Source organism: Congzhengia sp. (assembly GCF_037235575.1).
Classification (GTDB): Bacteria; Bacillota; Clostridia; order UBA1381; family UBA9506; genus Congzhengia; species Congzhengia minquanensis.
Map to the genome: position 1 here is coordinate 1 of NZ_JAXUNN010000037.1, position 11,006 is coordinate 11,006.

The window sequence follows — 11,006 nt, forward strand, 5'->3', positions numbered from 1 at the left end:
CTATTAATTTTTTCGTTAGATATATGTTTCACTTTAATCCACGCTCCTTTAACGCCTGTTCCGCCTCTTCGTTTAACTGATTTACTCTATCATAAGCCTCACAAGTGTTATAATACCGGCTTGTTATGTCAATCAACGGAATATTCATTTTGGTTTTATGTATATAGACAACAGCAATTTTCCCGTTATATGATGTGTGAGTTTTATCGAACTTTCCGTTTTTTAAGCTTTGTTCCACCATTGCAATACACTGCTCTTGTCTTTGAACAACTTCCAACCATTCGCTTTACACACCGTTCTTATACTATTTCCGTAGGGTTTCTCCTCACCACATATATTGTAATTTATACAATCCTTACAAGTCACTTTTATTAACCTCCATTGTAATGTTTATTCTCCCACCAGCCTTCACAGATTATATACTTGTTGTTTTCTTCATCATAATCAAAATCCACATCATACCAATTCCAACAACTGTCTTCCGTATAAATCGTACCGTCCTCATACATAGCCGTTGTAATCACGCCATTTTCTGTGAGTATCAAAACTTCCTGCTCAGCTTCCGGCAGCGTGTCCTTGACGCTTATCCAGTTATTCATCTGCCCATTCCTCCTCAAGCCATTTTATTTTACATGAAGTACAATAATCGCTATTAATGCCGTCATATTCGCAGTTGTCGCTATTAGGACATGTTATACAGTCTGCTAAATCTTCTTTTTGGAAATCTTCTAAAAACGCAAAATCTTTTAGCTCTTCTGATAGTACCTCATATCTTTTCAAAGCTTACTACCTCCGTTATAAATCACCTTACCACCCAACGTGAAATACTTTCAAGCGGAACAAAACGCTCATTTATAAATTCTTTTCCGTTGCGCTTATATCGCTGCTGATAATATAATTGATCGCTGTGGTTTGCAAGAACACAGACATATACAACAGAACGGAATTTTGCTTTCGCTCCTTTTGTGTCTGTTAATTCAAGTATCATTCTTCCCCGCCTCCCATTTTCGCGCCGCATTTAGGGCAATACGGTGACACGCACTCTCTTTCGTCTTGCTCATAACCACATTCCGAGCAGTGATAGTATGCATAATCGCACGGTATCCACTCACCGCGCCGCTCTGTGTCGGCTGTTGGTGCGGTTTCAATGACCGCCATAACGCCTTCAAGATATATCACATCTCGCAAATTTACCGATTTTTTCTTTAAGTTTTCAAACAGTTTTAACAATTTACTCCTGCTTATCAAATCATTGTTCATTATTCCGCTCCTTAATTAGTTCTTTCTCCAACCGCTCTATTTTTCTTTTTTGCCTTCTGATTTCCTCATTCTGTCTGCATATCTCGTCCGTCAAGTCCCGCTCGCAGCGGATATTGTTATATTCATAGCGCCCGACAACCTCGCAGAGATAGCATTTTCCGCCGCTGGTAAAATTAGAATTTGTGTCTACAATCTGTAAAACTACGTCTTTGCAGTCCCGTATATTTTCAAGTGTGTATAATACAAATCTGCTGCTCTTATGTGTTTTTACCATTATTCCGCTCCTTTCACTCCACGCCGTAATCATCATATACTGATAACGGGGTGATTTTTTTGAATCCATGTGAATTAGTAACTTTAATATCTTCTCTTTCCTGTGCTATTTCCAAAACATTCAGCGCAGAGGAAATTTCTATTCTCGCCGCAGTCTTTACCCAGCTTGGCGACTCTCTCGCTACTATCCTCGCCGCTGGGGAATTGGGTGGGAGAAAAGACGAGGATTGATTAATTTTCTCCCGCACATAGGGCAGTAGTTAATTTTGCGATACACCCCATAGCCAACACTTAATCTATCTCCGTCAAATATGTCCGTGCCCTCTCCGTTGGGGGATGTGCAGTACTTACAGCCATAATCCAGAGTTTTGCAATCCTTGCCCAATTCCATTCAACTCCCTCAAAACTTATGCACCCGGCACCATTCCATGATACGACGCATATATTCGTCCGGTTTCAGGCACAGCGTCTTAAGATATGCCTTAAACGCTTCATACTCTTTCACGGTTGCCATCAGCTTTCACCACCTTGTCAAGCCTGCACTTTGTAATGCTGTTCGTGTTCAGGTCATGCAGGATAGCAAAATGCAGTACGTTTCCATTCCGAAATGCCAGTTCATACGACTGCGGATAGTAGGTTATCCCGTTGTGCGCTACCATCAATTCAGTTGGCACATCTTTCTTGACACCGCATATTCCATTCCGCAGCACCGATGCTTTCCTGCACAGCTCTAAATAGTCCGTTCTGTTCATGGCTTCACCTTCATTTTGTAAATATCTTTTCTTGTTTACACTTTCAAAAACGGCTCAAACCCTTGCTACATAAGGCTTTGCGGGTTTTTCCTTTTTGTAAACGTAAATAACTTTGCTTAAGAGTATATTTTTTCATTTTTGAAAGTCTATATATATTTACATATTTACACTTTAAGATATTGTTAGTAATAATAAGTGTTTAGGCCGTAAATTACGGTGTAAATAAGTGTAAACAAGTATTGTTTTTATACAATCCATAATTACATTAATACGGCAGCCCGTTTTCGATTTCTTCAACAATTCCGCGGTCATCTTCAATCTTTTTCCACCAGCCTTGCGGACCGAACCTGTCAAAACGCTTGACTTTGCTTTGTTTTTCCCAGCCCTTAAACGACTGCAAAATCATAGCTATTTCATTACTGTCCTTTTTTGTCGGCTTACTAAATTCGCCCATATCCAGAGCATTTCGCCACAGCTCTAAAATACAAACCTCGTGTCTGTGCTCCAAATATTCCTCAATCATTCCTACGCGGTAATCATCTTCAACAGCGCTGGACTGATACTGCCGGATAGCATCGGCCAAATCACGGCTTGCGTAAGGCTTTAATTCGCCTTGTTCAAACAACACACGCGCCTCAGCCCAGCATTGCCGGATATACGCCTTAATTTCGTCCTGCCGTTCAAACAGCTCATATCCACTCTGATTTACCTTAACGGGATAAAACCGTCTGTTGCCTGTTTTGTCTGTCAAAAACTGCTCCTTGTTCGTGGTTCCGATAAAAATGCACTGCCGCTTATGGTCGGTTACCCGCTTGTCAAACGGTCTTCTGTAACGGTCGTTTTGCCGCGTGATATAAGACTTTACCGCCTCCACTTCACGGGCCTTTGTCAGCGCCAAAAGCTCCCCAAGCTCACAAATCCACGCACCTTCAACGCTTTCCATGCCCTTTTGTCCCTCAATTTCCGTCACTTCTGTGTAAAACTCATCTGATAAGGCCAGCCAGCGGACAAGGGTAGATTTACCCTCGCCCTGCTTCGTGCCAATTAAAACCGGTACGTCGTCAAACTTACAGCCGTTGTTGTATAGCCTGTGTATTCCTCCGGCAAAGATTAGGCGGCTTACTTCCCGGGTATAATCGTTGTCCTCACAGCCTGTCCACTCGTGCAGAAAAGCGCAAATGCGCGGCGTGCCATCCCATTTTAATTGCTCAATGAGGTCAATAATGGGATGATACTGATTTTTCACAAATACAATGCGCAGCGCGTCATCGCACTTCTGCACGTTGTGAAAGTGATACGTTTTTTCTATGTAGTGCCTTGTTTTTGCGTCGTCCGCGTCTGTCCACGGCTCAGTTACACCGCATATTTCCTGCTCCGGCGAATAGGTTAACAGATTAAATTTCAGCCCTTTAAAATGTGGGTCGCGCTCTAAAACCTTTAAAAAATTATCCACGGTGGAAAGCACCCTGCCGTCACCGCCGTAATCAAGCTGTATCCCGGTGTCAAATTCTTCGTTTTCCCTTGCATACTGTTCCGCAAGCTTTTTATTTGCCGCGTTGTATGCCTTAATCACCTCTGAAAGCTCCTTGTCCAGCTTTAGCTTCTTTGCCTGGGCCTTATAAACAGCAATCAGGCGCGTCCGTTCCAGCTCGTCTTCTATGTCAAATATATCATCTAATATGTTGTATGAAAAAATGGTGTCCGCGTCGAGACATTTTATTGTCTGTTCGTCAATCAATCGTTCTCACCTCGTTTTTGTGTTTTTTCATAAGGGCGCAAATCAGTACGGCAGCGTCCCATTCAATCAACATGCCGGAATCCGCATACAAATCCAGAAGCCGTTCAAGATTTACAATGTCAAAGATAATTTCGTCTGTAGGCTTCTGGCGCAGCAGCCATAACCGGTAACAACACAGCAAATGATATGCCCATTTAGAATGCTGCAAACGTTCCGCTTCCTCGGCCTGCTCCCGCCTCTTTCGCTCAATTTGGGCCTGCTGCTTCCGGGCTGTTGTGAGCGTCGGCTTTTTGTATAGGTTCAGCACGAACTTTTCATCAATCAATCTACATGCAGTTTTGAAATCTGTGCTGTAATACTGCATAACAAAATCAATCACATCACCGTGCGCACCACACTTAAAGCAATAAAACGATTCGTCCCACACCTGAAAATTGTTGTTTCTGCCTCGGTGCAGAGGACACGGCAGACGGTTTCTGCCCGTTTCAATTCCACACATGCTTAAAACGTCTTGCATTTTCACACGGCTGCGGATTTGCGCCGCACGGTTAATATACACGTTCCACGCCGCCTAACAGCTCAATGATTTTGCTTCCCGTGTCCTTTTTGTCACAGAACATAAACTTCGTCCCAAACTGTTTTTCAAGCGCAGACAGCATTTTATACAGCCTGTAGCCGGAAATGGCATAAGGAGATTCTTCAAGACGCGGATTGACCCACAGTTTCACATCTTCCATACAGCACACGCCGTTCCCATGCTCGCAAAGTATAATCATCTTAATTCCGGCATCATTGGCCCGCCTTAATTCTTCTTTGAACCGCTTTTTGCCCTGGCATACATTTTGGCATAACTCCGAAAGATTTTGCTTTCTGTCCACAATGCACCTGGGATTGTCCAAACTCATATAATCTCCAACGTAGAGCTTGGAAGAATAGTAATGAACACCCAGCTTGTCAAAGGTGCCGATAATTCGCTTAATTGCCCGTTTCTTTTCCCGTGTATCAACTTGTATATCCATTTGCGTTTCCTCCGTCAAAACGGCAAATCTGCATCTTCAACAGGCACAAAATCGTCAATATTGCCGCTTTGCGGCTCCTGCGATTTCTCCGGTGCGCTGGATTTCGGTTCGCAAAATTCAACCTCATCCACAAGCAGTTCCCATGCGTAACGATTGTTACCCTCCTTGTCCTGCCATTGCCTCTGCTGCATTTCACCGCGCAAAAGAATGCCCTGTCCTTTCACAAAGTGGTTTGCAATAATATCTGCTGTTTTGTTCCAGGCCACACAGTCAAAAAAGTCTGCAATGTCACGGTTAAACCGGCGGTTTACAGCAACACTAAAATTTACAACATTCTTGCCGGACTGCATCACTTTCATTTCCGGGTCTTTCGTCAGCCGGCCTTTAATTACAATATTATTCATAGTCAAGCTCCTCCATAGCACGAATATGTTCCAGTTTCTTTGTCATTTTGCACCAGTCGCATTTCCCGCACCGGTCAGGGGTAATCAGCCCCATTTTAATGGACTGATACCGCACAATGTTTTCTTTGATTTCGTCCAGCGCCACATCAAGATATGCCTGCGGAATTTCAAATGCATCAATATCCGTCACCGGCTCTTTCGTGGCCGCTGCAATCACGAACGGCAGACCGTTACCCTCAATATGCTGATAAGCCGCACCCTGCAAGTCATATCCCCAGTATTCGATAAAGTTTAAACGTCCCTCATCTTTTTTGTATAAGGGTTCAAAATCCTTTACGATTTTTAAATCCACAATCAACCGGCCCGGTATGTACGAATCCATTTTAATTTTAAACGGTACGCCGCATATCTCGCCGATTTTAATTACCTGCTTCCTGCCGGACAACAGCCGCATAAACAGCTCGTCCCGCTCAATCCGCGTGATAATTTCGTCCGCCTTTTTATACTCCGATTTTAAATCACCGCTTTTTGTAAAAATTTCAGGATTTTCCGCCTTGAACTTGTCCAGCGTGCCCTCAAAGTGCGCATCAATATATGAGCCGACATAAAGAGCGGTTCCTTTAACTGGTTCATATCGACCCGTTATTTTTGCCAGCGCCATTTCTTCGCAGGCTTTAAAATCCTTAAACTGCGACACGCTCATATATTCCATCTGGGCCTTGCGGGAAAAATAGTTTCTCTTTGTCAGCCTCATGCCGTTTCACCTCCGGCCTGCTTCGTGGCACAACCGCTGCACAGGCATTTCCCATATTTTTTCTTGGTATATGCCGCCATCTGAGCAGCATCAAGACCGCTGTAGCCCGTTATGATTTCGCCGCATTCATCACACGGGACGTCTTTTATATCTTTCTGTGGCTGCACAATTTGCTTGTCCACTCTAAGGCCGTCCACAAGCTCGCCGGAAAACTTCACCTTTTCCACCTTTAACGTAATTTGTTTCCCAGACCAGTCCTCGATAAACGGAGAGTGATGCAGTTTTTCAATGGTCTTACAGTTTGTTTTATTCAAAATCATGGGCTTAGACGGTTCCTGAAAATATGCAACCGTGCATTCCTCTTTTTTCCCTCCCGGTCCAGTTACCATTTCACGAACGGTTTTCGCAATCGTAAGGGTCCGCTTTTCTCCTATATCAAAATCATACGCACCCAAATAGTTTGGGTTCGTCAGCTTTTTCCAGTGTGTTTTGCTCATTCATAATCACTCCTTCACGGCAATCACGCCGCCGATTCGTTCAATAAATTCCTTTGTGCTCATATTTATGTAACAATCTTCACACAGCGTAATTCCATTTACTCCTATGTACGTTTCCAGCCTCATAATTTTCCGGCCGCATTTGTCACAATGTTTCGGTTCCATAAAAATCACCTTGATTTCTTCATAATTATGTGATATACTTTAATCAATGGTTTTTCTTAGCGGTTAATTCCGCTTGCCTCTGGTGCGCCAACATCAGGGGCTTTCTTTTTGCAATCATTGTTCCTCACCCCCAACCACAAAATACACGGTTTCCGTGTTCGCCGGCTCTTTCAGCCGCTTGTTGTCTGCCGACGTCTGATACATTACGCCGCTGGTTTTTACCTCGTAAATTTTCGGCTCCGTTTTTCGGCACGACGAAATCAAGCTGGAAAACACCGCAAACAAAAATGCAAATAAGACAATTGCTATCACGTTCTTAACCGCACGTTCCGTTTTCTTTCTGTTCATGTTTGTCACTCCTTACATTGTAGTAATTTAAGTTTTTCAAGTTTTTTGAGCCTGTTCTCTAAGTCGTTAATATCAAGGCCCCATGCGGCATACGCGGCTTCTGTATTAACAGCCTGCGCGTTATACGATAAAATATCATGTTCTATCATATAATCACGGGCTTTCCGCTTTAGTTTGGTAATTGTTGCTCTACCTTTTACTGCCGGAAAAAGCTCCTTTACATCGTCGTTTTGCAACTCCAATTTTTCATAATAGATTCTAATTGCTGTTTCTAAGTCTGCAATTTGCGGTGTCCTTACATTTACCATTGTTATTTTCAGCCCTTTCAATAATCAATTTATTAACTAACCTTTTGGCCTATTAGCCTGTTAATAAAATAAGTCTGTCCCTTTCCTGTTACTTTTGTCGTTTTGGTAATGCGGACGGTACCATCAGGATTGCTGATGGTTCGTTCTTTTACCTCAAACAAACCAAGCTCCATAGCCTTTTGTGTTGGCATGTTCCGGCTCTCGCCAGATTTAATTAAGTACCCATGATTTCTAAGATACGAAAATAACCGGTTCTGCCCCATTTCAACGCCGTTTTGGCGGATAAGTTTCGCAAGGTCACCAATTAAGATTGAGGTATGCGCTGTTTCCACTGCGTCAGCAAATAACACTTTGGGCTTGTCTTGCTCAATTTTGCTGTTCAACTGTTTTACTGTATTCAGTGTGGTTTTAAACAAAAGCTTTGTCTGCTCGTCCGCAAACGGAAGATAAGTATTAATAAACATTTCGTCGTTGCTGACATAGCCGCCTGTCTTGCGTATTGTGGGCAATATCTCATCAAATACCCAGCTTTCAAACTCTTGTGCTTTTTCAAGCTTGCTGTGAGTAATTAGGCGATAAACATTGCCTTCGCTTATAAACTTTGCCTGTTGCGTTCTGCCGATATTATCGGTGACCGAACAAAACGTTACCCCATCTTCCCTGCAATGGTCTTTTACTGCCTTTTGTGGATTTGTGTAACCTAAAGCCTTAGCTATATCACTGCCACAAAACACTATTTTTCCTTGTTCCTCAATTGTCCGAACCTCTCCGAATGTTTCGTTTTTAAAAATCTGTAGTTGGTTCATGTGAACCCTCCTTTCTAAATTTTAATTTATACCCATCGCTATATCCCCGTTTTCTTCCCAATAGTTGCAGGCTTCATTGCCCGGTTTTCGCGGCTTCAAGCGCGGCTTTACGCAATGTCCGCAGTTCAACATTACCCAGCCTCTGTGCCTTAGTTCATCAGGTGCATAATGCGGATGGTAATATTTACACGTTGCACACACCTTTTCCGTTTCCAATATTTCAAATGTCATTGATTTTCCTCCTCTGTGTTGATTTTCGCAGTATTACCACTATATATTGTGGCTTGACGATTCACGTCATTTTGTGGTATCATGTTTTTGAAAGTTTGGAGTGTCGTCAGATAATGGAAATATCTTCTCGACTTTGGTGTTTAAGGCTTTGGCTATACGCTGGCCTATATATACGTTAGGCGCACGTTTGCCAACCTCATAGTTTTGATATGCATTTTCGGAAATATTGGCTTTTTTTGCAACTTGCACTTGCGTTAAACCTTTATTTCTTCTTGCATTAATTAAACTCGTATTCATCACCCCTCCTTTCCGATATTGAACACATACATTTGTCTGTGTTTTAATGTTATTATAGCACCTACATTTGTCTGTGTCAATACCTATTTTAAAAATATTTTGGAGGTATTGTCGTGTTTAATTTTGGAACACACTTAAAAATGTTGCGAAAATCTAAAAACCTGACACAAAAACAGTTGGCAGAAAACATTGGAGCAAGTGAAAGCGGAATTCAAAATTACGAATTGGGTACCAGAAAACCAACTTACGATATGCTCATTTCCCTTGCCGATTACTTCGACGTATCAATCGACTATCTTGTAGGTCGAAATATACAAGGTTCATTTCGGGCATGGCTTGCTTCTTTTCAAGACGTGGATACACCTATGGGGGATTTCGCAGGTGATGTCTGTCGGTGTAACGATTACCCAGAGGAGGAAAGTTATGACCGGCTCCTGCAGTATTTCGAGTACAAGGCGAGATTTTATAACAATCCAGTTGTTGTAGATTTATTCAAAACCGCGTGGAATTTTTATAAATCCTTATCTTATAATGATTAATTTGGCGGTTATCTCATCGCGCTTGTCTGAATATCTTTTTGTTAAAGCGTATTTACTGAATGGTGCACCTACTTCTACAAATTCAATACTTAATCCCAATTTGTCCGCCTCTTGCTGCAGCTTCTCTTTCAGTTCAGCAGGCAGGCGGATAGTCATTTGTTCTCTTTCCATTTTTATCACTCCTTTCCTAAAATTTATATATAAAACAAGATAACGCACGGTGTAATACAATGCCGCGTCCGTCCAGGACAACACTTTTATCGTTATTAATTTGTGGTGCGCGTTACCTTGCTTTAAACAAGGTTAGTTCAGTTTCTTGATTTTACAATTTCTCTATGATATAATCAACACGAAAGGTGTGATTAGATGAAATTGGATTTACCGGATATTGCCAAAGGTAAAATATTACCGCCTGCAATTCAACAGAAAATACATGAAGAAATGATGGATAAAGAATTACGCAAGAAACAATTTAGGCATGATTGGTTACTTGCTACTTTTAGCGCCGTTTTGGGCGGTATATTCGGTTTTATAGCCTCATTGATATTTTGGATTGTGACTAAATAAAGAGCCTAAATATTAATGACACTAACAAAGACATTAAACCAGCGATTGCGACGCATGAAACATTACGCCAATAATTTCCGCGTCTTTCGGCATCGTTTCTTTTTTCTTTCTCATGCAGGTAATATTTAAACAATTCCAACTGCTCCTGCTTCCGGCAATTAATTATTTGATATTTTTTAGACATTTCATCACCTCCTGCGGTCATTGTTGCTTTGATAACAACGTTAATAACGCTTCAATTATGCGGATAGGGCTTTCATGCATAACAACAGCAATAACAATTATTGGAATAACAATTGAAATAATCAATCTTGTTATCCAATCAACAACGGTGTACCAACGCGGCATTACTCGTCACCTCCTGCGGTTGTGCATTGATTTCTCATATTTATTGTGATATACTTCTTTATGGGAAGGAGGAATACCAATGACATATTACACTATCGTTCGTAAAACACATACTTGTCCAAAATGGAATACGGATGTAAGGCTCGAAGCAAAATATTATTATTTTGACGAAGAAAACCCGTACAGCGCGAAATATGTATCTTGTAAGTGCCCAATTGCTGAAAATTGTAAATCTACCGGCAAGAAAAAAAATTATGCATATCACCCATATTGCGGAATAGAGCAAGAATGCCTTGCAACGGCAAATTTTAAACCAATAATTGATATATTAACCGATGGTTACTCACAATAAGTTATTTTTCTGTGCTCAATTTTAAATTCAAAATTTTGTATTTGATTTAAAGTATCAATCAATGACTGAAAGTTCTCATTATGAGGACTTTCAGTTTGTAATACGCGAACCATCGTGCAACACTCATCAACAAGTTCTTCCAAATCTGCTATATTTGTTATTCTCTCTGAAATATATTCCACATTCCTCACCTCCTGCGGTTGGGTTCATAAATCAAGTCGCACTTATGCAATATTTTATACAAAAAAAATACTATTAATTTCGTCCCCTGTCAATTCTAATGCGTTTGAAATCATTTCAACACTCTCTAAAACTATCGGTATTGATAAAAGCACTTTTTACAGAAAA

25 protein-coding genes are annotated in these 11,006 nt (G+C 41.4%); 4 read left to right on the plus strand and 21 right to left on the minus strand.

Annotated features, from left to right (window positions below; translation table 11 throughout):
• Positions 1-28: 28 nt before the first annotated feature.
• From WIG73_RS08635 to WIG73_RS08660, 6 genes are all read right to left on the minus strand, one after another.
• A complete protein-coding gene (locus tag WIG73_RS08635; protein ID WP_337400143.1) occupies positions 29-241 on the minus strand; it encodes a hypothetical protein in 213 nt (70 codons plus the stop codon).
• 130 nt (positions 242-371) lie between these two features.
• A complete protein-coding gene (locus WIG73_RS08640) occupies positions 372-599 on the minus strand; it encodes a DUF551 domain-containing protein (protein WP_337400144.1) in 228 nt (75 codons plus the stop codon).
• On the minus strand, positions 592-780 hold the full coding sequence (locus WIG73_RS08645) for a hypothetical protein (RefSeq protein ID WP_337400145.1): 189 nt from the start codon (positions 778-780) through the stop codon (positions 592-594). Before WIG73_RS08645 ends, WIG73_RS08640 begins: the two co-directional genes overlap by 8 nt.
• A 22-nt stretch (positions 781-802) precedes the next feature.
• Complete coding sequence (locus WIG73_RS08650; protein WP_337400147.1) at positions 803-988, minus strand: hypothetical protein; 186 nt, start codon at positions 986-988, stop codon at positions 803-805.
• A complete protein-coding gene (locus WIG73_RS08655; protein ID WP_337400148.1) occupies positions 985-1,260 on the minus strand; it encodes a hypothetical protein in 276 nt (91 codons plus the stop codon). The genes WIG73_RS08650 and WIG73_RS08655 overlap by 4 nt, the downstream gene beginning before the upstream one ends.
• A complete protein-coding gene (locus WIG73_RS08660) occupies positions 1,250-1,534 on the minus strand; it encodes a hypothetical protein (protein WP_337400149.1) in 285 nt (94 codons plus the stop codon). Before WIG73_RS08660 ends, WIG73_RS08655 begins: the two co-directional genes overlap by 11 nt.
• A 59-nt stretch (positions 1,535-1,593) precedes the next feature.
• Here WIG73_RS08660 and WIG73_RS08665 point away from each other — a divergent pair, with 59 nt between their 5' ends.
• Positions 1,594-1,764, plus strand: a complete 171-nt coding sequence (locus WIG73_RS08665; protein ID WP_337400150.1) for a DUF6774 domain-containing protein — start codon at positions 1,594-1,596, stop codon at positions 1,762-1,764.
• 260 nt (positions 1,765-2,024) lie between these two features.
• Here the strand turns inward: WIG73_RS08665 and WIG73_RS08670 are convergent, their stop codons facing one another.
• The 13 genes from WIG73_RS08670 to WIG73_RS08730 form a co-directional block, all read right to left on the minus strand.
• Positions 2,025-2,285: a hypothetical protein gene (locus WIG73_RS08670; RefSeq protein WP_337400151.1), complete on the minus strand. Its 261-nt coding sequence runs from the start codon at positions 2,283-2,285 to the stop codon at positions 2,025-2,027.
• A 265-nt stretch (positions 2,286-2,550) separates the two neighbouring features.
• Entirely contained in the window at positions 2,551-4,023 is a 1,473-nt protein-coding gene (locus WIG73_RS08675) for a virulence-associated E family protein (protein ID WP_337400152.1), read from the minus strand.
• Complete coding sequence (locus WIG73_RS08680) at positions 4,016-4,582, minus strand: CHC2 zinc finger domain-containing protein (RefSeq protein WP_337400153.1); 567 nt, start codon at positions 4,580-4,582, stop codon at positions 4,016-4,018. Before WIG73_RS08680 ends, WIG73_RS08675 begins: the two co-directional genes overlap by 8 nt.
• The gene (locus WIG73_RS08685) at positions 4,572-5,042 is read right to left on the minus strand and encodes an ERCC4 domain-containing protein (protein ID WP_337400154.1); all 471 of its coding nucleotides are present in this window, start codon (positions 5,040-5,042) and stop codon (positions 4,572-4,574) included. Before WIG73_RS08685 ends, WIG73_RS08680 begins: the two co-directional genes overlap by 11 nt.
• A gap of 14 nt (positions 5,043-5,056) precedes the next feature.
• Positions 5,057-5,446 carry a single-stranded DNA-binding protein gene (gene ssb, locus WIG73_RS08690; RefSeq protein ID WP_337400155.1) on the minus strand — a complete coding sequence of 130 codons (390 nt, stop codon included), beginning with the start codon at positions 5,444-5,446 and terminating at the stop codon, positions 5,057-5,059.
• On the minus strand, positions 5,439-6,200 hold the full coding sequence (locus WIG73_RS08695; RefSeq protein ID WP_337400156.1) for a PD-(D/E)XK nuclease-like domain-containing protein: 762 nt from the start codon (positions 6,198-6,200) through the stop codon (positions 5,439-5,441). Before WIG73_RS08695 ends, ssb begins: the two co-directional genes overlap by 8 nt.
• A complete protein-coding gene (locus WIG73_RS08700) occupies positions 6,197-6,697 on the minus strand; it encodes a hypothetical protein (protein WP_337400158.1) in 501 nt (166 codons plus the stop codon). Before WIG73_RS08700 ends, WIG73_RS08695 begins: the two co-directional genes overlap by 4 nt.
• A gap of 6 nt (positions 6,698-6,703) precedes the next feature.
• The gene (locus tag WIG73_RS08705) at positions 6,704-6,862 is read right to left on the minus strand and encodes a hypothetical protein (RefSeq protein ID WP_337400159.1); all 159 of its coding nucleotides are present in this window, start codon (positions 6,860-6,862) and stop codon (positions 6,704-6,706) included.
• Between the two features lie 114 nt (positions 6,863-6,976).
• Positions 6,977-7,210, minus strand: coding sequence for a hypothetical protein (locus WIG73_RS08710; RefSeq protein ID WP_337400161.1), 234 nt, complete (start codon positions 7,208-7,210; stop codon positions 6,977-6,979).
• Positions 7,211-7,215: 5 nt separating this feature from the next.
• A complete protein-coding gene (locus tag WIG73_RS08715) occupies positions 7,216-7,518 on the minus strand; it encodes a hypothetical protein (RefSeq protein WP_337400162.1) in 303 nt (100 codons plus the stop codon).
• A 32-nt stretch (positions 7,519-7,550) separates the two neighbouring features.
• Positions 7,551-8,324, minus strand: a complete 774-nt coding sequence (locus WIG73_RS08720) for a phage antirepressor KilAC domain-containing protein (RefSeq protein WP_337400163.1) — start codon at positions 8,322-8,324, stop codon at positions 7,551-7,553.
• Positions 8,325-8,345: 21 nt separating this feature from the next.
• Positions 8,346-8,555: a hypothetical protein gene (locus tag WIG73_RS08725; protein WP_337400164.1), complete on the minus strand. Its 210-nt coding sequence runs from the start codon at positions 8,553-8,555 to the stop codon at positions 8,346-8,348.
• A gap of 66 nt (positions 8,556-8,621) precedes the next feature.
• Positions 8,622-8,852, minus strand: coding sequence for a helix-turn-helix transcriptional regulator (locus tag WIG73_RS08730; RefSeq protein WP_337400165.1), 231 nt, complete (start codon positions 8,850-8,852; stop codon positions 8,622-8,624).
• Between the two features lie 113 nt (positions 8,853-8,965).
• On the opposite strand from WIG73_RS08730, the gene WIG73_RS08735 reads away from it, so the two are divergent.
• Positions 8,966-9,391, plus strand: a complete 426-nt coding sequence (locus WIG73_RS08735) for a YozE family protein (protein WP_337400166.1) — start codon at positions 8,966-8,968, stop codon at positions 9,389-9,391.
• Here the strand turns inward: WIG73_RS08735 and WIG73_RS08740 are convergent.
• Complete coding sequence (locus WIG73_RS08740) at positions 9,374-9,562, minus strand: hypothetical protein (protein WP_337400167.1); 189 nt, start codon at positions 9,560-9,562, stop codon at positions 9,374-9,376. The genes WIG73_RS08735 and WIG73_RS08740 overlap by 18 nt on opposite strands.
• Before the next feature lie 195 nt (positions 9,563-9,757).
• Here WIG73_RS08740 and WIG73_RS08745 point away from each other — a divergent pair, with 195 nt between their 5' ends.
• The gene (locus WIG73_RS08745; protein ID WP_337400168.1) at positions 9,758-9,958 is read left to right on the plus strand and encodes a hypothetical protein; all 201 of its coding nucleotides are present in this window, start codon (positions 9,758-9,760) and stop codon (positions 9,956-9,958) included.
• Between the two features lie 427 nt (positions 9,959-10,385).
• Positions 10,386-10,658 carry a hypothetical protein gene (locus WIG73_RS08750; protein WP_337400169.1) on the plus strand — a complete coding sequence of 91 codons (273 nt, stop codon included), beginning with the start codon at positions 10,386-10,388 and terminating at the stop codon, positions 10,656-10,658.
• Here WIG73_RS08750 and WIG73_RS08755 read toward each other — a convergent pair.
• Positions 10,646-10,840 (minus strand): hypothetical protein, encoded by a 195-nt coding sequence (locus tag WIG73_RS08755; protein WP_337400170.1) that lies wholly within the window; start codon positions 10,838-10,840, stop codon positions 10,646-10,648. The genes WIG73_RS08750 and WIG73_RS08755 overlap by 13 nt on opposite strands.
• Positions 10,841-11,006: the final 166 nt, after the last annotated feature.